The 25,716-nt window shown below is 65.7% G+C and carries 24 protein-coding genes and 1 tRNA gene; 1 reads left to right on the top strand and 24 read right to left on the bottom strand.

What is annotated here, in order from left to right; translation table 11 throughout:
• Nucleotides 1-2 precede the first annotated feature (2 nt).
• Genes EV641_RS08360 through EV641_RS08350 form a run of 3 tightly spaced genes read right to left on the bottom strand, consistent with a single transcriptional unit; the run spans nucleotide 3 to nucleotide 3,535 of the window.
• Nucleotides 3-1,544 carry a long-chain fatty acid--CoA ligase gene (locus EV641_RS08360; protein WP_132471460.1) on the bottom strand — a complete coding sequence of 514 codons (1,542 nt, stop codon included), beginning with the start codon at nucleotides 1,542-1,544 and terminating at the stop codon, nucleotides 3-5.
• A 28-nt stretch (nucleotides 1,545-1,572) separates the two neighbouring features.
• Entirely contained in the window at nucleotides 1,573-2,721 is a 1,149-nt protein-coding gene (locus tag EV641_RS08355) for a DUF5938 domain-containing protein (RefSeq protein WP_241996966.1), read from the bottom strand.
• Nucleotides 2,722-2,731: 10 nt separating this feature from the next.
• On the bottom strand, nucleotides 2,732-3,535 hold the full coding sequence (locus EV641_RS08350) for an SDR family oxidoreductase (RefSeq protein WP_054714211.1): 804 nt from the start codon (nucleotides 3,533-3,535) through the stop codon (nucleotides 2,732-2,734).
• A 212-nt stretch (nucleotides 3,536-3,747) separates the two neighbouring features.
• Between EV641_RS08350 and EV641_RS08345 the strand changes: the two genes are divergently transcribed.
• Entirely contained in the window at nucleotides 3,748-4,422 is a 675-nt protein-coding gene (locus tag EV641_RS08345; RefSeq protein ID WP_132471459.1) for a TetR/AcrR family transcriptional regulator, read from the top strand.
• Nucleotides 4,423-4,491: 69 nt separating this feature from the next.
• On the opposite strand, the gene EV641_RS08340 is transcribed toward EV641_RS08345, so the two are convergent.
• The 21 genes from EV641_RS08340 to EV641_RS08240 all read right to left on the bottom strand — a co-directional run bounded on the left by EV641_RS08340 (nucleotide 4,492) and on the right by EV641_RS08240 (nucleotide 25,709).
• Complete coding sequence (locus EV641_RS08340) at nucleotides 4,492-5,004, bottom strand: nitroreductase/quinone reductase family protein (protein ID WP_054714202.1); 513 nt, start codon at nucleotides 5,002-5,004, stop codon at nucleotides 4,492-4,494.
• Nucleotides 5,005-5,209: 205 nt separating this feature from the next.
• Nucleotides 5,210-5,286, bottom strand: a tRNA-Leu gene (locus EV641_RS08335).
• Nucleotides 5,287-5,384: 98 nt separating this feature from the next.
• Nucleotides 5,385-6,575 carry a lipase family protein gene (locus EV641_RS08330; RefSeq protein ID WP_132471458.1) on the bottom strand — a complete coding sequence of 397 codons (1,191 nt, stop codon included), beginning with the start codon at nucleotides 6,573-6,575 and terminating at the stop codon, nucleotides 5,385-5,387.
• Between the two features lie 111 nt (nucleotides 6,576-6,686).
• Nucleotides 6,687-7,640, bottom strand: a complete 954-nt coding sequence (locus tag EV641_RS08325; RefSeq protein ID WP_132471457.1) for a Ppx/GppA phosphatase family protein — start codon at nucleotides 7,638-7,640, stop codon at nucleotides 6,687-6,689.
• On the bottom strand, nucleotides 7,637-8,164 hold the full coding sequence (locus EV641_RS08320) for a DUF501 domain-containing protein (RefSeq protein ID WP_132471456.1): 528 nt from the start codon (nucleotides 8,162-8,164) through the stop codon (nucleotides 7,637-7,639). The genes EV641_RS08325 and EV641_RS08320 overlap by 4 nt, the downstream gene beginning before the upstream one ends.
• Nucleotides 8,161-8,862: a septum formation initiator family protein gene (locus EV641_RS08315; RefSeq protein ID WP_132471455.1), complete on the bottom strand. Its 702-nt coding sequence runs from the start codon at nucleotides 8,860-8,862 to the stop codon at nucleotides 8,161-8,163. The genes EV641_RS08320 and EV641_RS08315 overlap by 4 nt, the downstream gene beginning before the upstream one ends.
• 8 nt (nucleotides 8,863-8,870) lie before the next feature.
• On the bottom strand, nucleotides 8,871-10,157 hold the full coding sequence (gene eno, locus EV641_RS08310; RefSeq protein WP_132471454.1) for a phosphopyruvate hydratase: 1,287 nt from the start codon (nucleotides 10,155-10,157) through the stop codon (nucleotides 8,871-8,873).
• A 160-nt stretch (nucleotides 10,158-10,317) separates the two neighbouring features.
• Nucleotides 10,318-11,079, bottom strand: coding sequence for a lytic murein transglycosylase (locus EV641_RS08305; protein WP_241996965.1), 762 nt, complete (start codon nucleotides 11,077-11,079; stop codon nucleotides 10,318-10,320).
• 105 nt (nucleotides 11,080-11,184) lie between these two features.
• Nucleotides 11,185-12,192, bottom strand: coding sequence for a UDP-glucose 4-epimerase GalE (galE, locus tag EV641_RS08300; protein ID WP_132471453.1), 1,008 nt, complete (start codon nucleotides 12,190-12,192; stop codon nucleotides 11,185-11,187).
• 73 nt (nucleotides 12,193-12,265) lie between these two features.
• Complete coding sequence (locus tag EV641_RS08295) at nucleotides 12,266-13,633, bottom strand: sugar transferase (RefSeq protein WP_241996964.1); 1,368 nt, start codon at nucleotides 13,631-13,633, stop codon at nucleotides 12,266-12,268.
• 186 nt (nucleotides 13,634-13,819) lie between these two features.
• Nucleotides 13,820-14,806 (bottom strand): EAL domain-containing protein, encoded by a 987-nt coding sequence (locus EV641_RS08290; RefSeq protein ID WP_132471452.1) that lies wholly within the window; start codon nucleotides 14,804-14,806, stop codon nucleotides 13,820-13,822.
• The gene (locus EV641_RS08285; RefSeq protein WP_199233184.1) at nucleotides 14,797-16,197 is read right to left on the bottom strand and encodes a hypothetical protein; all 1,401 of its coding nucleotides are present in this window, start codon (nucleotides 16,195-16,197) and stop codon (nucleotides 14,797-14,799) included. The genes EV641_RS08290 and EV641_RS08285 overlap by 10 nt, the downstream gene beginning before the upstream one ends.
• Complete coding sequence (locus EV641_RS08280; protein ID WP_241996963.1) at nucleotides 16,190-16,999, bottom strand: polysaccharide deacetylase family protein; 810 nt, start codon at nucleotides 16,997-16,999, stop codon at nucleotides 16,190-16,192. Before EV641_RS08280 ends, EV641_RS08285 begins: the two co-directional genes overlap by 8 nt.
• Before the next feature lie 11 nt (nucleotides 17,000-17,010).
• A complete protein-coding gene (locus EV641_RS08275; RefSeq protein WP_132471451.1) occupies nucleotides 17,011-17,979 on the bottom strand; it encodes a glycosyltransferase family 2 protein in 969 nt (322 codons plus the stop codon).
• On the bottom strand, nucleotides 17,976-18,392 hold the full coding sequence (locus EV641_RS08270; RefSeq protein ID WP_132471450.1) for a hypothetical protein: 417 nt from the start codon (nucleotides 18,390-18,392) through the stop codon (nucleotides 17,976-17,978). The genes EV641_RS08275 and EV641_RS08270 overlap by 4 nt, the downstream gene beginning before the upstream one ends.
• Entirely contained in the window at nucleotides 18,382-19,161 is a 780-nt protein-coding gene (locus EV641_RS08265) for an NAD-dependent epimerase/dehydratase family protein (RefSeq protein WP_054713801.1), read from the bottom strand. The genes EV641_RS08270 and EV641_RS08265 overlap by 11 nt, the downstream gene beginning before the upstream one ends.
• Nucleotides 19,162-19,164: 3 nt before the next feature.
• Nucleotides 19,165-20,073, bottom strand: coding sequence for a glycosyltransferase family 2 protein (locus tag EV641_RS08260; RefSeq protein ID WP_241996962.1), 909 nt, complete (start codon nucleotides 20,071-20,073; stop codon nucleotides 19,165-19,167).
• Nucleotides 20,074-20,294: 221 nt separating this feature from the next.
• Nucleotides 20,295-20,957, bottom strand: a complete 663-nt coding sequence (locus EV641_RS08255; RefSeq protein ID WP_054713803.1) for a MazG family protein — start codon at nucleotides 20,955-20,957, stop codon at nucleotides 20,295-20,297.
• A 7-nt stretch (nucleotides 20,958-20,964) separates the two neighbouring features.
• Nucleotides 20,965-24,621 carry a transcription-repair coupling factor gene (mfd, locus tag EV641_RS08250; protein WP_132471449.1) on the bottom strand — a complete coding sequence of 1,219 codons (3,657 nt, stop codon included), beginning with the start codon at nucleotides 24,619-24,621 and terminating at the stop codon, nucleotides 20,965-20,967.
• A gap of 95 nt (nucleotides 24,622-24,716) precedes the next feature.
• A complete protein-coding gene (locus EV641_RS08245; RefSeq protein ID WP_132471448.1) occupies nucleotides 24,717-25,355 on the bottom strand; it encodes a PIN domain-containing protein in 639 nt (212 codons plus the stop codon).
• 24 nt (nucleotides 25,356-25,379) lie between these two features.
• Complete coding sequence (locus EV641_RS08240) at nucleotides 25,380-25,709, bottom strand: helix-turn-helix domain-containing protein (protein WP_054715852.1); 330 nt, start codon at nucleotides 25,707-25,709, stop codon at nucleotides 25,380-25,382.
• Between the last annotated feature and the right edge of the window lie 7 nt (nucleotides 25,710-25,716).

Raw genomic sequence — 25,716 nt, 5'->3', positions numbered from 1 at the left:
GTTCAGGTGAAACTCGCCTTGATGTCGGTCTTCAGCACCTTGCCGACCTTCGAGCGAGGAAGATCCGGCCACACCTCGATCTGCTTGGGCGCCTTGACCGATCCGATGCGTTCCTTGACGAACGCAGTGAGCTCTGCGGGATCGACGTGCTCGCCGGAGTGCGGTTGCACGACCGCGACGACGCGTTCACCCCACTTCTCGTCGGGCAGGCCGATCACCGCGCAGTCCTGGATCGCGTGATGCGCGAGGATCGCCTGCTCCACCTCCGTGGAATACACGTTGAAGCCACCGGTGATGATCATGTCCTTGGCGCGATCGACGATGAACAGCAGACCGGACTCGTCCAGATAGCCGATGTCGCCGGTGTGGTGCCAACCGAACCTACTTGCTTCCTCTGTCGCCTCGGGATTCTTGTAGTAGCCGGCCATCACGAGCGAGGAGCGCACCACGATTTCTCCACGCTCACCGGACGGAAGCAACGTTCCGTCCTTGGCCATCACCGCGACGGTCACGAGTGGGGACGGACGACCGGCCGACGACAGAACCTCGGTGGCGATCGATCCGTCGGACCGGCGGTGTTCGTCCGGCGGCAACACCGAGATCATCATCGGCGCCTCGGTCTGCCCGAAGAGTTGCGCCATCGGACCTATCCGTCCGAGCGCCTCGGCGAGCCGAGTCGGGCTCATCGGCGCCGCTCCGTACCAGAAGCACTGCAGGCTCGACAGGTCCGTCGTATCCAGATCAGGGTGGGCGAGGACCATATAGATCAGGGTCGGGGGGAGGAACGTATGGGTGACCCTGTGCGCCGGCACGAGTTCGAGGAACCGACCGACGTCGGGGCTGCGCATGATGACGATCTCACCGCCGCCGGCCAGGACGGGGAAGCACAACACCCCGGCCGCGTGGGTGAGCGGGGCGAGCGCGAGGTAGACCGGACGGGCACCGTGAGTCGGGAACGGATAGCTCATGAGCGTAAGCGCCGTCATCGTCTCGAGATTTGCGCCGGTCAGCAGCACCCCTTTCGGTTTTCCGGTCGTACCGCCCGTACCGACGATCATCGCGAGGTCGTCGGGCGCAAACCTATCGGGAGCGTCGTGGGAGCCGCCACACGAAGCACTGAAATCGTCCCAACCCAGTGTGTTCCCGTCGGATTCGCCATCGAGCTGCACCCACGTGTGGATCCCGGGAAGATCCGCTCGGATCTTGTCGACGAGCTCGCGATAGGCCGATGCGTACAACAACACCTCGCAGTCGAAGCGGTCGAGAATCTCCCGGTTCTCGGCCGCCTCGTTGCGCGGATTGATCGGGCACCACACTCCCCCGGCTCTGCTGATCCCGAAGACACAGGCGAACGCGAGCGGATCGTTGCCGGACAGCACGGCGACCTTGCTTCCGGGCTGCACGCCGCGGGCAACCAACGCGCTGGCAACATCGTCGGCGAGACCCTGGACGGTGGCGTACGTCCAGGTGTCGCCGTCGGTCGTGAAGCACGCCCGATCCGGCCCGAGCGAGGCACCCTTGTCGAGGTAGTCGACTATCCGCATCGAGTTCTCCGTCTGATCGGATCGGTGTTCAGTAGTCCTGCACGGTGAGAACAGGTTTCGCGACCAGACCGAAGCTGCGCAGCACTCCGAGCAGTTCGTGGTGGTCGAACGCCTGACAGCCGCTGGCGAATCCCACCCGCTTCGGCGGCTGTTGCACCAGCCAGTTCGCGGCGAACGCCTGCAGGAGTCCGGTCTGCTTGTAGTTGCTGTTGCCGTGGATCACGCAGTGGGCCCGCCCGAGCGGGCCCGACGCGTGCACCGAGTCGAGGGATTTGTTGACGCGAGGGTTCTCGCGGGGCGGCATGACATCCATGACCTGGCGTGCAGTTGCCGTCAGGGCTGCGTCGCGGTCCTCCGGTGACATGTCTTTGGTTGCCTCGAGGGCCTGCGCGACGATCTGCGGAACCCCGTGCATCAGTGCGGCATTGAAGACTCCACCCTGCGCCTTGACGTTCGCGACACGCGGGTCACGACGGAACCACACCGGGTGCGACGTCCCGCCCCACGGCAAGGACTGGGCGAGTTCGTGCTGACCGGGAACGACGAGCGGCACAAGACCCTGTCCCGGATCGAACGGCACGTATTCGTTCTGCTCGAGGTAGTGCGCGGCCGATGTCGCGGCGTTGACCAGGATCGTGCGGGTCGACGCGATGGTCGGGCTGCCACCCCAGAACACCGCGATGTCGAGGGTGTCGAGTCCCGGTGTCTCGAGACACAACTGGGCCGCAATCTCCCCGATGGTGTACATCTGCGCGATCCCCGGGGCGAGCAGCAGTCCGGCCGCCGCGAAGTCCGCTCCGTACTGTTTCTCACAGGTGATGAGCCAGTCCTGCTCACCGGTCGTATCGGTATAGTGCGCGCCTGCGGCCAGGCATGCCTGCACCACCTCGGGGCCGAGATCGGAAAACGGTCCGACGGTGTTGAGGACGACGTCGGCATCGCGAAACAGGTCGGTCAACGCCTCCACGGTGTGCTCGACCTGCGCAACCTCGAAGTCTGCTGTCTCGATCCCGGGGACGTTCGTCCTCATCGACGCGTCGATCTTGCCCTTGTCGCGACCGGCTGCCACGAACGGAATGCGGAACTCGCGCAGGAATTCACAGACGAGTCGGCCGGTGTACCCGGAGGCGCCGTAGACGACGACGCGGCGCAGTGGTTTCGGTGTCGGTGCACTCACAGATCTCTCCTCACATTCCCATTCCGCCGTCGACCGGAAGGCCGGCGCCGTTGACGAATCGCGCTGCGTCGGACGCGAGGAACACGACGGCGTCCGCCATGTCCTCGACAGTTCCCAGACGCCCGGACGGAGTCAGATCGACCACGGCGCCCACCGCTTCCTCCGCCGAGCCGAACAACCCGAGTGTCGCCATATCGTTCGCGAGTCCTGCACCCATCGCGGTCGGCACAAGACCGGGATAGACACAGTTGACTCGGACGCGGTAGCCGAGCTTGCCGCTCTCCATCGCCGCCACACGCGTCAGCCGGTCGACGGCGGATTTGGTTGCCGAGTACACCGAGATCCCAGGGAACGCGATCGTCGCTGCCACAGAGGCAACGTTGACGATCACGCCGCCGTTTCCGGCGGGCCCACCCGGTCGCATTGCACGCAAACCGTGTTTGAGCCCGAGTGTGGTACCGAGGACGTTGACTTCGAGCATGCGACGGATGTCGCCGGCGGCGACCTCGGTGAGCAAGCTCGAGATCTCGATGCCCGCGTTGTTCACCAGGATATCCAGACCGCCGACGGTGTCGATCGTCGCCGTGATCGCCCTTTCCCAGTCCGTTTCCTCGGTGACGTCGAGACGGGTGAACGCGTGCTTCTGCTGCCCCTCCGAGGGGAGATCGGCTGCGGTGTGCTCTCCGCTTTCCTGAATGTCGGCAATCACGACACTTGCACCTGCCGACGCGAGCGCGCGGGCCATTCCTTCACCGAGGCCCTGGGCCCCGCCGGTGACCAGGGCACTGCGCCAGGTCAGATCGAACACGGTCATCGATGTCTCCTCCGGTGTCTGTAGTTCCGACGGGCCGTTCAGGGAATGCCAGGCCGCGATGCGGCCGGGTCGCCTCATCGAATGCGAGCGAGAAAGTGGTGTGAGTCACAGGGTTGCTCAAGTCTTGACGACTGTCAAGGCTTTTCTGGTCAAGTGGACTGATCTTTCTTGCCAAGTGTCACGAACTCGTCCGGTCACCTACACTGGCAGCGATGAACCCCCTGGCAGCGCCCGCCGAGCGGTCGTTTCGCAACCGGCAGGACAAGTACGACGAACGTCGTGTGCAACTGGCCGAGTCCGCTCTGGCGACCCTCGGCGAGCTGGGCTATGCCCGCACATCCCTGCGCGAGATCGCGCAGAACTCCCCGTTCTCACACGGAGTGGTGCACTACTACTTCAAGAACAAGACCGAGCTGATCCTGCACTGCGTCCGCTACTACAAGTCCCGATGCATGACGAGATACGACGAGATCGTCGACAGCGCCTCGACCGCAGACGAACTGCGCCGCGGATTCGCAGACAAGCTCCTCGAGACCTTGCGCACCGAAGCTCCGATGCACCGCCTCTGGTACGACCTGCGCAACCAGGCCATGTTCGACCCCGAGCTGCGCGAAGACGTATCCGCGATCGACAACGGACTGTGCGACATGATCGACCGCGTCCTCACTCGCTACGCCGAACTGTCGGACGCGGCACCACGGTACGACCGCAACGTCGCGTACTCGATGCTCGACGGCATATTCCTCGCTGCCCTGCTCGAGCACCTCATCGAGCGCGACGCTCGAACGGAAGCCGGTGAAACCGATGATGCGTCCGCGACGGGGGCCTCGGACCGGTTGCGAGACAAAGCGTTCACACTTCTGCCGGACCTCGTCGCCGCGCCCTGACAGGCCGGGTCGCCGGTTTGGCGAGTGCCTGCCAGGGCGCGGGGTGTGACCGGAGGTCTCGGGGAGCGCTCAGACGTCGCTGTCGAGAGTCAGCACGACAAGCGGCATGGGCCGATCGATCTTGGACTGGAAGTCCGCCAGCAGGGGATTTTCGGCCAGCACCCAGGTCGCGAACTCGTCGTAGTCCGCACCTTCGAGCACCTTGCCGGTCGCCTGGTAGGTCTTGTCGCGGAGCTCGATAGTGACCTGCGGATTCACCTTGATGTTGTACCACCAAGCCGGGTACTTGTCCTCGATGAACGAGCTCACGTACATGGTGTCGCCCCGATACAGAGGCCCCAGCGGAGTCGTGTGCCGCTTGCCGCTCTTGGCTCCCGTGGTAGTGAGCAGGATGAGGTCCCCGCCCGCGTAAGCACCGCCCACCTTGCCCGAGTTCTCCCGGAACTCCTTGATCACGTCATCGTTCCAGTTGGCGATGCTGCTTTCCTGGTCCCAAGCCTGGTTCCACGGCGCGTTCGGATCGTCGTAGTCGGTGATGTCGGTCTGATCCGGCTGTCCTGCAGTCGAGTGTGTTTCGTTCATGATTCTGAGTGTGTCGCGAATATAGGACAACTATCGTCCTAAAACGAGACGGTGTTCGCTGTGGTGTCGACACGCGCTTGCTCCCCGATGACGCAGCGGCGCAATTCAAATCTCGTATCTTCTTGAAGGCATTGGCGGACAACGTCATTGCTCTGCACGGATGGCATACCTTGATCCCGCAGCCCGTGGACGTTCGGCGGTGCGATGGTGCCCCCAGTCGGACTCGAACCGACACTGTGCGGATTTTAAGTCCGCTGCCTCTGCCAATTGGGCTATGGGGGCCGACTGGATCACCCTAGCGGGTGGCAGACGTCCGCTCGGAGCGAGGCCGTGGGTTCACGGCCTCGCTCCGAGCAGACATATGTCGGTATCGAATGCAGTCAGCAGCTGATCGGCGCCGGCTCCCCACGGAACCGGGCATCGATGTACTCGTAGGCGTCCGGGAAGCCGACGACGGCCGTCGTCATGTGCTCGGCGATTTCGTACGGCACGAAGGTCAGTGGTGCGCCCTCCGCGCAGTAACGTCCTGCTACCTCTTCGACCGAGTCGAAAGGTGTGAGGCCGTCCAGCGTTCCCTGCCACAGGTAGACAGGCGCGGTGGGCACACCGTCGAAATGACGCAGGCTGTTCTCCCGCAAGATCTGACGCACTTCCGGGCTGCCCAACAGACTGGTGCTCACTGCTACCTCAGCGGCACTGCGGAAGGCTCCGTGGAAGAGCAGGAAACGTCGGCACTCGTTGCCCGTCCAGTCACGCAACCACATGCCCGTCTCGTTGAGCTGATTCGAGATCGGCAGACGTTCCTGGTACTCACGCTCGAGTCCGATCGCAGCTGCGAAGGCCAAGCCGAAACCGGGATGCGGTTCGAGGCCGAGGCCGTCGGCCATCTGCTCGAGGTCGGCGGGAATGCCACCCGCCACCACCGCGGCCAAGTCCAGCTCCGGCGCGTACGTCGGTGCAAGCGCCGCAGCCCACGCGCTTGCCATGCCACCTCCCGAATATCCGGCCAACGCGACCGGGCTCTCCTCCAGGCCCAGCTCGGCGACATGTTGTACCGCGCGCACGCTGTCCAGAGTGATCATGCCGCCCAGCTTCGCTGCGCCGTAGGCACCGGTGGGGCCGAGATGGTCGGGTACGGACACGGCCCAGCCACGTTCGAGGCCCAACATCATTCCGGGTGATTCCTGCAGCTCCATATTGAACAGCGAGCGCGAGGGCGCACACTTGGTGCCCAGCGAGTTGATGATCGCCTGATACGACACCAACGGCGGGTTCTCGACACCACGGGGCAGCAACACCGTGGTGACCCCGAGGATCGGGTTGCCCAACGAGTTGGTCGAGCGGAACGCAACCTGCCAGCCGTCCGAGTTCGGGTACATCCAGGTATCGATACGGCGCGTGCGGACGACATCACCGGGCGCCTTGGTGTCGAGGTCGGCAGGCGCGAGATAGAACGGATCAGGATCAGGGTCCGGGTACATCGGATCGGCCGCCGCGACAGGCGGCACACTCATCCCCACGAGAATGGCCCCGAGGACCGCTGCCATAACCACGCCGAACCTTTGTCGCATGAGTATCCCTCTCGATTACCGCAGGATCAGCGGCCAACCGCTCTATACTCACGCCCCGGCCGATCGTTACCGAATGGTCTCAGTCCTCTCGGTATCGCGACGGAATTTCGTCTACCGCACGAGGGAAAGTGCAATTCCGTCGAGGATGTCGTGCTCGCTCACAACTAGTTCGGCGATCCCGGCACGTCGACCGAGTTCCTCGGCGAGCACCGTGGTCACGATCGAACCACCACCGATAACGTCGACGCGGCCTTCATGCATGGGCCCGAGTGCCGCACGCTCGGCGCGGGTCGCGGCGACGAGCCCGTCGCACACTTCCTTCAACCGGTCGAACGGGACCGACGACAGGTGAATCTTCGCGGGGTCGTACACGTCGAGGTCGTGAGCGAGCGCGGCCAATGTGGTCATCGTCCCCGCGACACCCACCCAGGTATGTGCTTCCTCGACGGGAACGTGTTCGAGCGCTTCGGCGATCCTCTCCCCCGCGACCACGCGCGCAGCCGCAACCTGGTCGGCGGTGGGTGGGTCGTCGTGGAGGCACCGCTCGGTCAGGCGCACGCAGCCGATGTCGGTGGAATATGCCGCATGAACACCGTTCTCGTCGCCCAGCACCACTTCTGTGGAGCCGCCACCGAGGTCGACGACGACGAACGGACCCCTGGCCGGGTCGAGTTCACCCACCGCGCCGGTGAACGACAGGCGTGCTTCTTCGTCGCCCGTGATGACTTCGGCTTCGGCACCGGGGATGACCGCGCCGAGTACCTGGCGGGTCATCGAGAAGAAGTCTTCACGATTCTGGGCGTCCCGGGTCGCGGACGTCGCGACCATCCGCACGGCGGTGGCACCGGTCTCGCGGATGAGGTCGGCGTATTCGACGAGTGCGACGCGGGTGCGTTCGATCGCTTCGGGTGCGAGTCGACCCGTCGCGTCGACACCCTGCCCGAGTCGCACGACCTTCATGAGCCGGGTGACGTCGGTGAGGGTCCCGTCGTCGGCGATGTCGGCGATCAGCAGGCGGATCGAGTTGGTGCCGCAGTCGACACCGGCGACACGAACAGTGCTCACTGGGACTCTCCGCGCAGCTCGGCGTAGGTCGGCCAGTCGGCGGGTATCGCGGTACCGCGCAGCCCGGCGTCGGCGGCGAGCGCCACCGATTCGTCGCCGAGCGGATTGAGACCCGGTCCCTTCGCAAGCGAATGCGCGATGAGCACGTGCAGGCACTTGACGCGGTCGGGCATGCCGCCGCCGGTGAAATCTGTGCCGAGGGATTCGATGGCGTTGCGTTCGTCGAGGTACGACTCGTGGGCCCGCCGATACGCGGCGGCCAGGTCGGTGTCGGTGCCGAGCCGCTCCGTCATCTCCCGCATCACCCCGGCCGATTCCTGACGACTCGCCTCGGCGGTGAGCCGGGGGTCGGTCAGGTAGTAGAGCGTGGGGAACGGGGTGCCGTCGGGCAATTTCGGTGCGGTCTTGACCACCCCGGGTGCACCGTCGGGGCTGCGGTAGGCGATGGCGAGGACACCTCGTGGTTCACGCCCGAGCTGGGCGGCGACGGCGTCGAGGTCTTCCTGCGGAACGGGAGCGGTCACCCGGGGATATCTCCTGGTTCTGGGGGTGCCACGGGCATGCGCTGCGGCACCGGGTCGGTGTCGGGTTCGGGTGGCGGTTCGACCACCGAAAGCCACAGGTCGCTGTACCAGGCGCCGGTGGACGGTGTTTCGGGTTCTTTCTCCTCGTCGACGAGAGTCACGTCGCCGGGCAGCTGGACCTGGTAGGGGATGTCGCCGGGCATCACGAAACGCAGTCGCTCGCGTGCTTCCGCACGAATCCAGGCGGGATCTTCCATGTGCGTCTTCTGCTCTTCGAGCGCAGCGATCTCGCGTTCGAGCTGCTCACGTTCCTGCGCGATCTGATCGGCTTCCGAGCGTTGACTGACGTAGGTGCGCAGCGGCACCGCCAGCGTCAATGCGAGTCCGCACACGACGAGCGCGAGGATCACGGCACGTCCGGTGGACAGTCCGAGGATGGTGCGTTCGGCGCGGGGGTTGCGTCCGTCGCGGGGAGCTCCGACGCGGGTGGGCCGCGCACGGCCCGCGCTGCCACGTCCACGACGGGACGAGTGAGCGGGGTCCTCTCGACCTGCGGGACGTGCGCCCGCGGTCTCGGGACCGAGATCGGCCGGTGCGGTAGACCCCGACGGGCGGGTCCGACTGGGACGACGGGCCCCCACCGCACCCTCGGTGCGGCTGCGGCGGGCGCCGGGTCGGGATCTACCGCGCTGGCTCATACCTGACTTCAGCCCTCGATGTTGAAGCGCGGGAACGCGAGCTCGCCGGCGTAGCGGGCAGCGTCGCCGAGTGACTCCTCGATGCGCAGAAGCTGGTTGTACTTCGCCACACGCTCGCTGCGCGCCGGGGCACCGGTCTTGATCTGCCCGCTGCCCACGGCCACGGCGAGGTCGGCGATGGTGGTGTCCTCGGTCTCACCCGACCGGTGGCTCATCATCGTCTTGTAACCGTTGCGGTGCGCGAGGTCGACGGCGTCGAGGGTCTCCGTCAGAGTGCCGATCTGGTTGACCTTCACCAGCAACGCATTCGCCGCGCCCTTGACGATGCCGTCCTCGAGGCGCTCCGGGTTGGTGACGAACAGGTCGTCGCCGACGAGCTGGATCTTGTTGCCGATCTTTTCGGTCAGCGCAACCCAGCCATCCCAGTCGTCCTCCGACAGCGGATCCTCGATCGAGACCAGCGGGTACGCCGAGAGCAACTCGTCGTAGAAGTCCGCGAGCTCGTCGGCGGTGCGGTTCTTGCCCTCGAACGCGTAGCCGGTGCCCTCGGTGAAGAACTCGGTGGCGGCAACGTCCAGTGCGAGCGCGACATCGCTACCGAGCTTCAGACCGGTCTTCGCAACGGCCTCGCTGATCAGGTCGAGTGCTTCCTTGGTGCCCGCAACATCCGGCGCGAATCCGCCCTCGTCGCCGAGGCCGGTGGCCAGGCCCTTGCTCTTGAGCACCGACTTGAGTGCGTGGTACACCTCGGTGCCCCAGCGCAGGGACTCCTTGAAGGTGGCGGCACCGATCGGGGCAACCATGAACTCCTGGACGTCGACGCCGGTGTCGGCGTGAGCACCACCGTTGAGGATGTTCATCATCGGCACGGGCAGGATGTGGGCGTTCGGGCCGCCCAGGTAGCGGTACAGCTCCAGACCGGAGGTCTCTGCACCGGCCTTCGCGACCGCGAGGGACGCACCGAGGAGGGCGTTCGCGCCGAGGCGGCCCTTGTCGGGGGTGCCGTCGGCGTCGAGCAGTGCCTGGTCGACGGTGCGCTGTTCGGTGGCGTCGATGCCGATGATGGCCGGGGCGATCTCGTCGAGGACGGCCTCGACGGCCTTCTCGACGCCCTTGCCGTTGTAGCGGTCGCCGCCGTCACGCAGCTCGACGGCCTCGTGCTCGCCGGTGGAGGCACCGGACGGCACGGCAGCGCGAGCGAAACTTCCGTCCTCGAGCAGCACCTCGACCTCGACTGTGGGGTTGCCACGGGAGTCGAGGATCTCGCGGGCTCCTACCTGCTCAATGATGGCCACTGGCTGATTCTCCTTCGATGGACTTCACGCTGCGGGGTCTGCACGCTGGGGACAGCCTAACCGCCACGACCAGGCAGTGAAGCACGGGCGCGCCGCCCAGGACAGTACGGCGCGCCGCCCGGAGCAGTGCGGGAGCGTCGACTCGGCCGGAAGGTCGGCGTCACGGCCGCACACCCACGCCGTATGCGGCGGCGCGGTCGCGCACCAGGGCGAGATACTCACCCGAGAGGTTGTAGGCCATCAGGGCCCTCGTCCAGCCTTCCGGAGTAGTGAGGTCGCCGCCGCGATCGCACAGGTAGCGCCCCGCGGTGAGGGCCGCGTCGTCGATGTTGTCGGGATCTGCGACACCGTCGCCGTTCGCATCGACACCCCAGCGTTTCCAGGTCTCGGGAATGAACTGCATGGGCCCCATCGCCCGGTCCAGCATCGGGTCGCCGTCGAGTTCTCCCCCGTCGGTGTCGCGGATCTCCGCGAGCCCGGGCCCGCCGTCGAGCGGGACTCCACGAATCTCGGGTCTCGCGGTCCCGTCCTGGTCGATGCTCGCTCCCCCGTGCCGCCCGTGATTGCTCTCGACGCTTCCGATACCCGCGAGGGTGGTCCACGCCAATCCGCAGCCAGGATTCGTGGCGGCGAGGACGGCCGCGGCGTACCCGTATCCCTCGAGCGCGACGACCGGGATGCCGAGGGTGTCGGCCTGAGGTTCGGCCCAGTCGCGCAGGAGGGCAGAGGTGCGGCCCGGACCCTCGAAATCGATCGGCGGCACGGGCACGCCAGGGCCCGGCGGAACACCGTCGGGAATCTCGATTCGCGGTAGCTGCGGCAAGCGAAGATTGGAACCCACCGCGATGATCACCACCACTATCAGCGCGCTGAAGAGGAGCAGCGGCCAAGCGGAGCGACGACGTCGTGGAGCGGGATACACATCTCCATCTTCCACACACGCGCACAACCGCAGGTGAATGCGCCTGCGCGGGCGATCACGAAGATCACCCGCGCAGACTCGGACGGTGGAAACCCCGAGGGGTTATCAGGCTCCCACCGCGAGCGCAGCGTCGTGTCCGGACGCAGTCTTCATGGTTGCCCTCGACACCGACCACGCTTCCCACGCGCTGCCGACGATGTCGTCGAGGTCGTGGCGGGCGTGCCACCCGAGTTGGGTGCGGATCCTGTCGGCATCGGCGACCACGCTGGCAGGGTCGCCGGGCCGGGGGTCTTCGATCCGCCAGTCGAACGGCACGCCACTCGCCTGGCGCGCCGCTCGCATCACGTCGAGCACGCTGGCGCCGCTCCCGCACCCGACGTTGTAGACGGCTGCCATAGGAGCAGTGTCCATGGTGTCGACGACAGTGGCGTGCGCGTCGGCGAGGTCGGTGACGTGAATGTAGTCGCGGATGCAGGTGCCGTCGGGGGTGTCGTAGGTGTCGCCGAACACCGAGGGCGGCTCGCCACGGTCGATGGCCTGGAACACGCGCGGTACGAGGTTGTGGACCCCCCGGTCCGCGAGGTCCTTGTCGCCGGCACCGGCCACGTTGAAGTAGCGGAGCGCAGACCAGCTCAGCCCTTCTGCGGCGGCGATATCGCGAAGCAACCATTCGCACATGAGTTTGCTTCTGCCGTAGGGTGATTGAGGAATCGTCGGAGCCTCTTCCGTGACCGTGCCGGCGCCCACGGCGCCGTACACCGCGGCACTCGACGAGAACACGATCCTGCGTACCTGCAACCGCACCATCGCGGCGAGGACGCTCTGCATGCCGTGAACGTTCTGCCGGTAGTAGTAAGAGGGACGAGTGATCGACTCGTCGACGGCTTTCCGGCCGGCCAGGTGCACCACACCGTCGATGTCGTACATGTCGATCACGTCCATCAGGAAGTCGGTGTCGAGGACACTTCCCACTTCGACGGGCACACCGGCCGGGAGCAGTTCCGGATGCCCGGCCGAGAGGTCATCCACCACCACGACGTCGCGGCCACCCGATATCAGGGCGCGCACGACATGGGTGCCGATGTATCCCGCGCCTCCGGTCACCATCAACATAGCTTCCACCCTTCATGTCGGGAGAGTTGTACGTATTCGAAAGGTCTTCCCGCCCGGTTCGATTCGACCGGGGTCAGCAAGTTCTGTCGCCACGGACGACGACACCGAAAGTTCTGCACAGGATCAACAGATCCATCGCGAAGGACCAGTTCTCGATGTATCGGAGATCGGCCCGGGCCGCCTCCTCCCACGAGAGATTGCTGCGCCCGCCGATCCGCCACAATCCGGTGAATCCCGGTTTGACTACCAGGCGACACACTCCACCCCCATCGCCGTACCGCACCGGCTCGGACCCCACTGGCGCCCGCGGGCCGACAAGCGCCATGTCGCCTCCGACCACGTTGAACAGTTCGGGCAACTCGTCGACGGAATGCCGACGAAGGAATCGGCCGAGCCGCCCGGCCTCGAGATCGCCTCGAAACACGTACATGGTGAAGGTACGGCCGTCGCGCCCCACTCGGTCGCGACGGAGGAGCACCGGGCCTGGGCCGTCGAAACGGATGGCAGCAGCGACGAGTACGAGAACGGGCGAGATGACGACGAGAATCAGCAGCGCAAGAATCCGGTCGACGATGTTCTTGACCACCCATGCCGGGCCGCTGTATCGCGGGGCGCTCATCTGCAGGAGCGGAAGCCCCGCAAGGGGCGAGATGTACAGGCGTGGACCTACGACGTCGATGAGAACCGGGGCGATGAGGAGGTCGGCTCCGACGCCCTCGAGTTCCCGCTCGAGCCTCCGCATTCGCGCGCAGGAGCACCGGTCGGACGGGAGCAGTGCGACCGCATCGAACTTGTGCACCTCGGTGATCCGGATGATGTCGGCGTCGGTTCCCAATACCGGAACGTCATCGATCGCCACGGGTGATCCGTGGGGAGCGGGAGGAGCATCTTCCTCCGGTACCGGCGCGAGACAGACGCCCTCGACCTTCCAGCCCGATTCCTCCGATCCGTTGGTGCGACTGACGAGTTCGTGGGTCTCTTCCGCATTCCCGACGACAAGGACGGAGCGCAGGCATCGACCTCGCTTTCGCGCACGCAACACCATGATCCGCAGCACTTTTCGAGCGGTGAGGGTAAGGACCAGCGCGAGAGGTAACGCCCCGAAGATGTATGCCCGGGCCTGATCCGCACCCAGCGAATATGCGAGGATGGCCGCTGCCGCCACCGCGTAGAGGTACGCGCGGACGATTCGGCGATACTCCTCCGGACCCGAACCCAGAATTCTTCTGTCCCAGACTTTCTGAACTGAAATCGACAACACGGCGACAACGGTGCAGACCACGAGTACGGCGACTCTCTGCCCATCGGCGAGGCCGGCAGTCGGGTGGTATCCGACGGCGACGATCAGGTTTGCCAGAGCGAGGCAGAGCAGGTCGCAGCACAGCACCGACACTTCGTAACGACGTTCCCACCTCGCGGGACGAACGATACGGTCGGACACGATCCTTCGGGGTGCCGTGAATGCACGAGCCGGAGCTATCGGATCACGTACTGGTGCGGCGACTGCGGCAAACTCGCCGATGCGCTTGTACATCAAGGTCACCCCTGTTCGGAGCCGTCGGACCCCCGACTCTCAAACCGTACCTTGAGACTGTTTTATTCGCAATAACAAACTTCAAGTTCAGGACTATCGCGCAACATCTCCGGGGAACGTTCGGCGGGCGTCGTTGCTGTCGACATTCCAAGGGAGCGCGAGTGCACCGACTTCCAACAATCGCTCGATCTCCTCGGACCCCTTCGGCTTGCTCATCAGGAATCCTTGTGCACGAACACAACCCACATCCAGGAGGTAGCTCACTGCACCCACCGACTCGACGCCCTCGGCAACCACGTCGAGCCCGAACGACGCGGCCAGTCCCACGATCGAATCGATGATGACCCGGTCACCTTCGCTTCGATCGAGATTCTGCACGAACACCTTGTCGATCTTGAGAGTGTCGACCGGCAGGGACTTGAGATGCCCGAGGGAACTGTATCCGGTTCCGAAGTCGTCGATCGCGATTCGAACCCCCAACCGCTCGAGCTTCGCGAGTGTGGACCGCGTACGCTGCAGGTCGCCGACGACCACATTCTCGGTGATTTCGAGACACAGCTCCGAGCCGAGCAGACCGTACTGCTCGAGGACCTGCTTCACATAGACGTCGAAATCCAGAGAGACCAGCTGGACCGGCGACACGTTGACACTCATGACCAGATCGAGCTCTCGGAAATCACGCTTCCACTGCCCCAGCTGTGTGCATGCGGTGTCGAGCACCCAGGCGCCGAGCTCACCTGCCAGATTGGTGGATTCGGCGACCTCGATGAACTCGAGCGGCTGCAGCTGCCCCAGTACCGGATGGTTCCATCGCACGAGCGCCTCGAGGCCGAGGATCCTGCCGGTTCGCAGATCGACCTCGGGTTGGTATTCGAGCATGAGGTGGTCGTCGAGATCGACGCTGCGCAGCCCGCCGAGGTACAGCGCGACCGCCGCGATGGGCGCGATACAGAGGATCACCACGGATAGACGCTGCCGACGGTTGTGCGGAGGCAGCGACGGCCGCGCCCCGGTCTGGGGGGACCGTGGGGCGATCTCGTCCGGATCGGGCCGGCACTTGTCCGCGTCGATCAGGGACATACGGTCTCCTCGTATGTCCCGATCTTCGGGGTCGGCTGTGGGCGCCGCCGAAGGAGCCTCCCGAGATCCGGAAGCACCGTCAGCATCGCGACGACTTGACCGATCAGCACCGCCACTCCCACCGCGGTGAGCCTCGGATCTCCGAACCGCGCGAACACCTGGTGGTATGGCTGCAGGAGGACGACCAGTCCCAGCAAGGCTGTCGCCCGGAGTGACTGTACGACGATGATCCGCCGACTTCGGGTCCGCGCGCGCAGCGTGCCGAGGTAGATGTCCACCACTGCGCTGAACAGGCTGGCGAAGGCCAGCAGTTGCAGTAGTGGCACGGCGTCGAGGTATCCGTCGCCGAGCAGCCCCATGGCGTACGGAGCCGCGAGGCCGACCACGACGAAACCCACAACGAGCAAACCGAGGGTCCTGGTGAGCGCGGCGCGGCAGTAGTCGGCCAAACGCGCGGGGGCGCACACTCCTTCCACTGCCAGGGACACGGCAGTGTTGACGGCGACAAGATTCATCATGTTGGCGATGGACCACGCGAGGAAGAAGTACGCGTATGTGTGCGGAGCGACCCGCAGCGCCACCAGGACGGGGACGAGGAAGATCGTGCCGTACTGGAGGAGGGCACCGAAGTAGTCGGCGGCGAAGAACCGGCCGACCTGTGCTGCTCGTACCCCGACGTGGTGCGTCGATGCGCGCACATGCCGAGGCAGAAGTCTGCCGAAGATCAGCAGGTTCACCGGGAACACCACGATGAACATGGAGATGATCCAGGAGAAGAACACTCCCGTGCGGGGCATCGATTCGGCCAGCAGCACGAGCAGGCCGAGTTTGGTGACGGCGAAGGCCGCGTTCCACACCGGGACCCAGACCGCCACGCGCAGTCCGGTCAGGACACTGTCCTGCACCGTGATCACACTCGCGACCACCGCCGCGGAGATGAACCACAGGCGCATGTTCGGCTCGCGCAGGATGTCGTAGGCCGGACCACCCAGCAGGTCGAGCGTGAAGAGAAGGGCTACGGCAAGGGCGGCGACCACGCCGGAGGTGAGGAGGTAGACGAACACGACGACGTGCACGGTGCGCTTTCCGGTCTTCGGTATGAAGCGGTTCAGCGTGCCCGCGAAGTTGGCCGATACCAGTCCGGTCAACAGCATCAGCGCCGAGATCGCGGCGGATCCGCGACCGACATCGGGATCCTCGTAGTAGTGCGCGGCGAGGATCCAGTAGCCCAGGCCGAGCGCGCCGGTGATCCCGGTGTTGAGCACCAGCGCATAGGTGTTCCGCAGGAAGAGCGAACCGTTTCCCCGACCGCTGACCGGCCGATCGGTCCCACGATGATCGTCTGTGGGGCCGTCGTCGGCGGCGTCGATCGCGATCACGGTCTCAGCCATGTCGTACGACCCGTCTACCTGCGCGCCGGGCACCGCGCACAGTCGCGTACCCCGCGGTCAGGACGCGGTCCCGCAGGTAGAACTGCTTGTCGCCGCTCATGATCGACGCGAAGTCGTTGTCGTCGGTACTCCGGCGGATGGTCAGCCGCGGGATCATGAACGGGTCGCCGGATGCGGTCGCGCGAATGTTCCGCACGGACGCCGCACACCGATAGCCTGCTGCTCTGGCAGCGACCCGCACCCGTGGAGTCGAGTAGCCGAAGGGGTAGGCGAGTGAGCGGACCGGGGTACCGACACAGTCTTCGAGAAGGATCCGTCCGAGGCGAAGTTCGTCGCACAGCGCGGCGTCCGCGCACTGGTCGAGTTGGGCGTGGCTGTGGCTGTGGGCCCCGATCTCGACTCCTGCCGACGCGAGTTCCCTGACCTGCGCCCAGTTCAGCATCGGGCCCAGCGGATGCCCGGCCGCGTTCGTACCGGCGTCGTCGATCCAGCCGCTCGTGACGAACACCGTCGCCGGAAAGTCGTGGCTCCGAAGGATCGGCCAGGCGACCTGCGCGAAGTCCGCATATCCGTCGTCGAATGTGAGCACCACCGGCTTCTCCGGCAGGGGTTTGCCCCCCGCCAGCGCATCGGCAAGGTGGGAGAAAGTCATTCCGGTGTAGCCGTTCTGCGCAAGGAATGCGACCTGCCGGTCGAGTGCACCGGGGTCGACGGAGAGGCGACGGGTCGCGGCGGTGGGGTTTTCCGACACCGAGTGGTACATCAGCACCGGAATCGACTCGTTCATGCTGCCCTCGTTCATGCTGCCCTCGTTCATGATGCCTCTGTCATGGCAGGTCGCCGACGGAGTGGTACACCGCCGCGGGCGTAACCTGCTGCTGCGGCGAGCAGGCCCACCGAGATGGCGTACGAACGCTCGATCCCGGCTCGTTCTCCGCGGAGTGCCTCCCCTATCCCACGCACCATGCCTCGGGTGAGTGTGCGAGTGGTGTAACTACGCTCGGCCGAGAGTCCATCCGCGACACCCACGCTGCGAGTCACGGCAGCCTTGGACAGGCCTTCGGCGAAACAACGGGACCGGAAGTAGGAAAAGGTCTCCCGCGCAGCCGGTACGCGATGCCAGATCACCGACTGCGGTTCGAAGACGAAGGTCCACTCGGGGCGATGTTGGCGAACCCGGATGCAGAACTCCGTCTCTTCGCACCCCAGCGGTCGACTCTGCTCCGAGGTCCGGCCTATATGGCTCGGAAATCCCCCCGCCACCGAGAAGACCTCGCGGCGGAACGAAGCGTTGCCACCCAAGAGGTTCCGAACCGCCCCCGGTTCGCGTCCGGTGAACGTGCAACCCAGAACCCAATCGAACTCTTCCGGAAACCACCGGGGCCGCTCGGATTCCCAGGCCGGGAGAGTGGTGCCGCCGACGCCGACGATGTTCTCGTCGATGTAGGCGGCACGGAAGTGCCTGAGCCAGTCGGGGTGAGCGACTGCGTCGTCGTCCAAGAAGGCCACCACGTCACCGGTGGTGACGTCGACGCCGGTGTCCTTGCCACCGGACAATCCACGTTGCTTCCGGTTCTCGACGACGGTCACGTCGGGCAGGGCGGCACGGAAACGTTCGTACAGATCGCGATTGTGGTCGACGACGACGACGATCTCGTGTGGCGACGTCGTCTGATTCCGCACCGATTCGACGGCAGCGAGGGTGTCTTCCCAGCGCTCGAGTGTGTATGCGCAGATCACCACGTCCATGGTCATGCTGCGCGGAGGTATTGCGGCGGTCATGGGACTTGGCCCTTCGTATGTGGAAGCGAGGTCCGGTCGTTCGGCACCAGCCACACCAAGGCCGCGACAAAGCCCACTGCGGCCACACCTGCGTGAGGCGACCATGCATCGACCGACAACATCGTCTGCACGACCAGAACGTTGATGACGAGGGCGCCGGCGGCACCGACGATGAGAGCGAGTACGGCGTTGATGCCCGGCAGCAGCCGGGCGATCGCGATCAGCGGTGCCGCAACGACGAACGACACCACCCACAGTCGGCCCGAGAATCCCGAAATATCGGGAACATTCACGGCGATCGCCACTCCCCCGAGCGCCGTCACTGCTGCGGCGAGGAGACGATGTTCGAGTCGTGCGGCTCCCCGCGGCGCCCTGATCACCGTGCGGAGTCGCCCGGCGGTGTCACGAAGCACGACGGACTTCCTCTCCCCCCGGGCGCAGGCCGACCACAGAAGTCCACCCGAACTCCCCTCCCACATCTGTGGTGATCCCCTGGGTCTCACCGCTTCCGATGTAGTAGGTGCCCGTGACCGAAACGGGTGCCCGGCCGGCACGGACGAGAGCTTCGACGGCGTCGTCGATGCAGATGCGGTCCCGGGTGAACTCCACTTGCCCGCAATCATCCTCGCGCGGATCGTAGACGTCGGCGAGCGCCAGGCAGATCGGCGCCAGCCCGTACATCTCCGCATATGCACCCAGATAGAGTTCACCCGCGAGTTTCGCCGCCTCGTAGATCGATCGTGGCGCGGCCCAATAGTTCTCCACGTCGGATTCGAGTCTCGTGGTGCTACACCGAGGACGGCCCGATGCTGCGTAGACGACCCTGCGCACGCAGGCTCGACGACTCGCTTCGCAGAGATTGATCGTGCCGAGCACGTTGATGCGGGCATCGAGTTGCGGATCGGACGACGACACCGCGGGATCCGTCTGCGCGGCGAGGTGGAATACGACTTCCGGATTCACTCCGGCCACGATTCCGATCAGCTCGGGTGTCCGAATATCACGCTGCACCAAGCTGAATCGACCCGCATTCGGATCTCTTCGGAGCATGGCACGTCCGAGATTTGCGGTGGTGCCCGAGCTGAGATCGTCGACTCCGACCACGTGGTGCCCCTCGGCGAGGAGTCTGTCGACCAGAGCGGACCCGATGAACCCTGCGGCACCGGTGACCAGTGTCCGCACGGTTCATTCTTTCGCGAGTTCGGGGGCACCGCCGTGGGACAGGGCCTGCGCGAGGTAGCCGGACATCCCCGATTTGTGTCCACGGAGGACGGTGCGCAGCACCCTGATGCCGTCACGGACCGCGTGGAGGTTCGATTTTCCGGACCGCCGCGGCATTTCCAGGCTGGGCACTTCCACGACCCGCAGACCACCCTGCATGGCGTGCACCACCATTTCGGCTTCGATCTCGAAACCTGACGCGGAGAGAGACAACAGTTCCAGGTAACGACGATGGAATGCACAGAAGCCGTAACACAGGTCGGTGAGTTCGGCGTCGTAGAGGGTGTTGAAGACGGTCAACAGGAAGCGGTTGCCGAGGCGACGGAAGGGGGTGATGTCGAGTGAACCGCCACCCACGATGAACCGTGAACCTTTGACGAAGTCGTATCCGTTGTTGAGGAAGTGCAGATAGTGCCGGATCTCCTGGGGTGCCATGCTTCCGTCGGCATCCATCATCACGATGATGTCGCCGGTCGCGGCGAGGAACCCGGTTCTGAGCGCGCTGCCCTTGCCGGTGCCTTCCTGGGGCACGACCTTGATGTCCGGTCGGCAGCTGTTGGCGGTGATGAGGGTCGAGTCGGTCGAGTTCCCGTCCACCAGGATGATCTCGCTGATCTCGTCGACGATCTGCTCGAGCACCCAGGCGATGTTCCGCCCTTCGTTCCTGACCGGGATGATCAAACTGACGGTGGGCGTCTGCGTGGGGACAGCGGTGTCGGCCCTGTCGTGGCCTGCACTGTCGTGGCGTGCACTGTCGGCGATGCCGCCGGAAGGTCGCGTGGGGCTTCCCGGCCGGAAATGCCCGGTTGGGTCGACCATCCGCGCGGGTGATGTTCCGGTCACGAGCCCATTGGGCGGGCGTACCTGGGTCATGCTGGACTCCGATCTGCTCTCTGGGCACGGCGCACTTCGGCGCGTGTGGCAAATCCCGCTTGTCCGAACCCGACATTCGTTGCCCGGAGTTTGCCTACCCGGTAATTAACCTGTCGTGAGTACGATAGTAAGGCATAAAAAAGCGCACAGGTTTGTTTTAGAGCGATAAATATTCCTTGCGTATCTTCATCCGAAGAAGCGCGAGGTCGCCGGCCCCGAACTCAGCGACGCCAGTGGCGGCGCCACGCCTCCGCATCGAGGAGGGGAGCGCCCCGATCGTCCCCGCCCGCCGCAGACTTCTCGACCGCACGGATCGCTGCGGCGAAATCCAGAACCACGCCGCGAAATGCCGCCTCCGTGTCGCCGGACTCGCCGACGCGAACGCACCTGAGACCATCCGGCACGAGATCGTCGGGCAATCCCGCCCGTCGCGCCCGCTCGAGTACCTTGTCGGCCAGTGCCAGAGCCGGCTGCGCCATGGCGATGCCATCGAGGCACGACGGTCGCGATTTCTCCACCGCCTTCGCCGCCTCCCATGCCGCTTCCTGTTCGGCGACGTCGAGCGGACCTGTGTGCCCGTTGGTCAGATGCGGACTGCGCGCGGCCAGTTTCGCGACGAGTGTCGCGGCCACATCGTCGACGGTGAACTGCCCCGCGGCCTCCGCGATCCGTGAGTGGAACAGCACCTGCAACAACAGGTCTCCGAGTTCTTCACGCAAGGAGTCGGGATCACCGGAGTCGATGGCGTCGAGAACCTCATAGGTCTCCTCGACCAGATACCGCCTCAGACTCTCGTGTGTCTGAGTGATTTCCCATCCACCGAAGGACCAGAGCCTGTCCATCACCTCGGTGGCTCTACTGAGCGCGTCTCCCGTGTCCGTCATCGCCGGCTCAGACCTGCGCCCCGGACTCGACCCGCACATCCACCGACCCCTGCGGCTTCCCGTCCATCGCCAGCAGGAAATCGGCGATGAACTGGAGGAGTTCGACGTCGCGCACGCGGTCGGACGCGATCCCACCGGTCCGCGGCAGCGGCAACTGAACCGTGCCACTCGTGGCACGGTACTGCGCCGTCGGGTAGAGGCGCTTGAGTCGCATCTGCTTCGAGTCCGGAAGCTCCATCGGCGAGATCTTCAATTGTGTACCGGTGACCGCCACCTCCTCGAGGCCGTAGTCACGCGCGAGCAACCGCAGCTTCGCGACCGAGACGAGTCGGCGCACCTCCTCGGGCAGCGGACCGTAACGGTCGACGAGTTCGTCGACGACCGCACTGATGGCTGCGTCGTCGGTGGCGGCGGCGAGCTTCCGATATGCCTCGAGTCGTAGGCGGTCCGAGGTGACGTAGTCGGCGGGGATGTGCGCATCGACAGGAAGATCGACCCGCACCTCCTTCGGCGCCTCGTCCGTCGTGATCGGTGTGCCGTCGGCGGCGGCACGGAATGCCTCGACTGCCTCACCGACGAGCCGCACGTACAGGTCGAATCCGACACCCGCGACGTGGCCGGACTGTTCGGCACCCAGCACGTTTCCGGCGCCGCGGATCTCGAGGTCCTTCATCGCGACCGCCATACCGGCACCGAGATCGGAGTTCTGCGAGATCGTCGCGAGCCGGTCGTACGCCGTCTCGGTGAGCGGCTTCTCGGGCGGGTAGAGGAAGTACGCGTAGCCACGCTCGCGTGAACGCCCCACGCGCCCGCGCAACTGGTGCAGCTGCGACAGGCCGAGCGCGTCGGCACGCTCGACGATGAGGGTATTGGCATTGGAGATGTCGAGACCGGTCTCCACGATCGTCGTACACACCAGCACGTCGTATTCGCGTTCCCAGAATCCCTGCACGGTCTTCTCGAGGGTGTCCTCGTTCATCTGCCCGTGCGCCACCACGACCCGCGCCTCGGGGACGAGTTCGCGAATCTTCTTGGCGGCCTTCTCGATCGAACTGACCCGGTTGTGGACGTAGAAGACCTGACCATCGCGCAGCAACTCGCGGCGGATCGCCGCCGCCACCTGCTTGTCGGCGTAGGCACCCACATACGTGAGGATCGGATGACGCTCCTCCGGCGGGGTGAGAATCGTCGACATCTCGCGGATCCCGGCCATACTCATCTCGAGTGTGCGCGGGATCGGCGTCGCGGACATGGTGAGTACGTCGACGTGAGTACGTAGTGCCTTGATGTGTTCCTTGTGCTCCACGCCGAATCGCTGCTCCTCGTCGACGATGACGAGGCCGAGGTCTTTCCAGCGCACCCCCGTCTGCAGCAGGCGGTGGGTGCCGACGACGACGTCGACCTCACCGTCGGCCATGCCCGCGAGGACTTCCTTGGATTCGCCGGCATCGGTGAAACGGCTCAAGCCCTTCACTGTCACGGGGAACGCCGCCATACGTTCGGTGAACGTCTGGAGATGCTGCTGTGCGAGCAGGGTCGTGGGCACCAGCACCGCGACCTGCTTGCCGTCCTGCACGGCCTTGAATGCCGCGCGCACGGCGATCTCGGTCTTGCCGTAGCCGACGTCGCCGATCACCACGCGGTCCATCGGCACGGGCCGCTCCATGTCGTTCTTGACCTCGGAGATGACCGTGAGCTGGTCCTGCGTCTCGGTGAAGGGGAAGGCGTCCTCCATCTCCTTCTGCCACGGGGTGTCGGGGCCGAACTGATGGCCGGGCGAGGCCTGACGCGCCGCGTACAGGCGCACCAGCTCGCCGGCGATCTCCCGAACCGCCTTGCGCGCCTTACGTTTCGTATTCGCCCAGTCGGACCCGCCGAGCTTGCTGATGGCAGGCAGCTCGCCACCGACGTAGCGGGAGAGCTGATCGAGCGATTCCATCGGGACGAACAGGCGGTCGCCGGGCTGGCCGCGCTTGCTTGCGGCGTACTCGATCACGAGGTATTCACGGCGGGCACCACCGACGGTGCGTTCGACCATTTCCACGAACCGGCCGATGCCGTGCTGATCGTGGACCACGTAGTCGCCGGCGGTCAGTGCCAGTGGGTCGACCTGGTTACGACGCTTGACCGGAGTCTTACGGCCTTCCGCTGCGGTGACGCGGTTACCCGTGAGGTCCGCTTCAGTGACGAGGACCAGGCCCGGCACCTGGTTGTCGCCGTTGCCGGCAAGCACGAGCCCCTCGTGCAGCGCGCCCTTAATGACCCCGACCTGCCCGCGGACGGGCTCGGCTCCGGGTGCGAGCTTGGCCGCGGGGACCTCGTTCTCCTTCAGCCGCTCGAGAATGCGCAGCCCGGTGCCGGTACCCGCGACAACGATCGCGGCGCGCCCACCTGTGGTGACGTGTGCGCGCAGGTTCACGAACAGCATCGACAGCAGGTCCTCGGAGCCGCGGACCTCGGGGGCCGACTGCACCTCGAGTACCGTTTCGGTGTCGGCTCCCGAAGCGAGCGGTGAGAGGGTCCACCACGGGGTGCCGCCTGCCTGCGCGGTTTCGCGGACCTGCCGCAGCGACCGGTATGCCGACGCCGCGAGGTCCATCGGCTTACCGTCGATACCCTTGAGGTTGCTCGCGTCCAGCGGTGCCGCGCCGCCGATCGATGCGGCCGTCCACGATGCTTCGAGGAACTCCTGGCCGGTGCGCATCAGGTCGGTTGCGCGGGTCCGTACCTTCTCCGGGTCGCACAGCAGCACATGTGTGCCGGACGGCAGCACATCGGTGAGCAGTTGCAGTTCGCCGGGCTGCAGGACGGGCAGGAGCGCTTCCATACCCTCGACGGGAATGCCTCCGGCCATCTTGTCGAGCATCTCGAGGAGCGAGGCATCGGCCGGATTGTCCTTCGCGAGCTGTGCGGCACGTTCCTTGACACTCTCGGTGAGCAACAGTTCCCGGCAAGGAGTCGCGATGACGGTGGACACCTCGACGTCGGTGATCGAGCGCTGATCGGCGACGGAGAACGGGCGCAGCTCGGTGACCTCGTCGCCCCAGAATTCGACGCGGACGGGATGGTCGGCGGTGGGCGGGAAGACATCGAGGATGCCACCGCGGACCGCGAACTCGCCGCGCTTGCCCACCATGTCGACGCGCGCATACGCGAGTTCGACGAGCCGCTCGACGAGGGTGTCGAAGTCGTGTTCGGAGCCGACCCGCAGGGTGACCGGCTCGATCTCGCCGAGGCCGGGGGCCATGGGCTGCACGAGCGAGCGCACCGTCGCGACGATGACGCGCAGTTCGGAGCCCAGGTCGCGGTCGTCGGGCCGCGCCAGCCGGCGCAACACCTGCAGTCGCTTGCCCACGGTGTCGGCGCTCGGCGACAGCCGCTCGTGCGGCAGCGTCTCCCACGACGGGAACTGCACAACGGACTCACCGAGCATTTCCGCAAGTTCGGCGGTGAGATCGTCGGCTTCGCGACCGGTGGCGGTGACGACGAGCAGCGGAGCCTTCTCGGCCAGGGCTGCGGCGACGAACGGACGTACGGCGGGCGGCGCGACCAGTGCCTGTTCGGCGGATCCGGCGAGTTCGGCGACCTTGCGGAACTGGTCGTCGGCCAGCGCGATCCGCGCCAATCCGGACAGAGGGGTGGCGGCCGGGGACACAGCGGACAAGGAAAGCGCTCCTGAGTGTGAGACGAAGACCGTGACGAGTCTATGCCGTGGGGGCGACAAGTGCGGACGGCCAGGTCATGGCGTCGGCCCGGGCGCTACCCGAACCGCGCCTCGTCGGCGTAGGCGGCGAGGAGACCGGCACTGCTGGCACCGAGCGCCCGACCCGCCCATTCGGAGAGCCGGCCGAGCAGTTCGGCGTCGGTGGGACCGTTCGCCTCGAACGCATCGAGGGCCGCGGACGTATCGGGGGGCTCGGACGCATCGGTCCGAGGTGGCAACCAGCGGCGACGCACCATACGCAACAGGGTGTGCTGCGCGGCCTCGGGAGCCGCGTCGAGGACGAAGGTGACGAATGCGTCGACGGTCCACGGTTCCACATCGACCCGTTCGAGGGCGTCGGCCAGAGAGGGAGTCCGGGTGACCACGGCGTCGGCGTGGGAGAGCAGCGCCACCGACATCATGTGCGTCTCGGCGGGGTCGACGACATACGGCACTTCCCGCAGCACGGTCGCCGGCCACGTCACCCGCGCCTCGGGGAATGCACGCTCGAGTTCGGCGAACAGGTAGTCCCGTGTCGCGCGAGACAGATCCGCAGGCAACCGGCGGTCGACCTCCGCGATGATTCCGTCACTCCAGAAAGGTTGGCAATGACCGTCTTCGGCGAAAGCCAACGCGACGTCACGAACTCGTGGTCGGACCAACGCGGTCGCCCCCAAGACCACCCGAACCGGCACTGCCGTCCCCCTTTCCCGAGATCGTCAGAACTCGTCGTACAGACCTTCGCGGCGTGACAGCTCGGCGAGACTGTCGAGCACCTCGGTGCGGATCCGGCTCTGCCTGTCGGCGAGGGCCAGTACGTCGGCCCGCGACACCCGGCGGTGCAGGCCGTGGAATTCTGCGGGCAGGGCACCGGTGTCGATCAACCGTGCGACGTGATGCCTCGAACTGCCGAGGACATCGGCTGCCTGCCCGACTGTCAACAGGGCAGGCACCGCCGAGAAGGTGATCGCGGCGTCCGGTCCGAGGTCGTCGATGGCGCGCGCAAGTGCGCTCGGGGCATGCTTCGCGTCGAAGGGTCCGAAGTCCACAGCGCGA

Origin of the sequence: Rhodococcus sp. SMB37, from assembly GCF_004345605.1 — a bacterium.
Classification (GTDB): Bacteria; Actinomycetota; Actinomycetes; order Mycobacteriales; family Mycobacteriaceae; genus Rhodococcus.
This window is presented reverse-complemented; position numbering and strand designations above follow the sequence as displayed.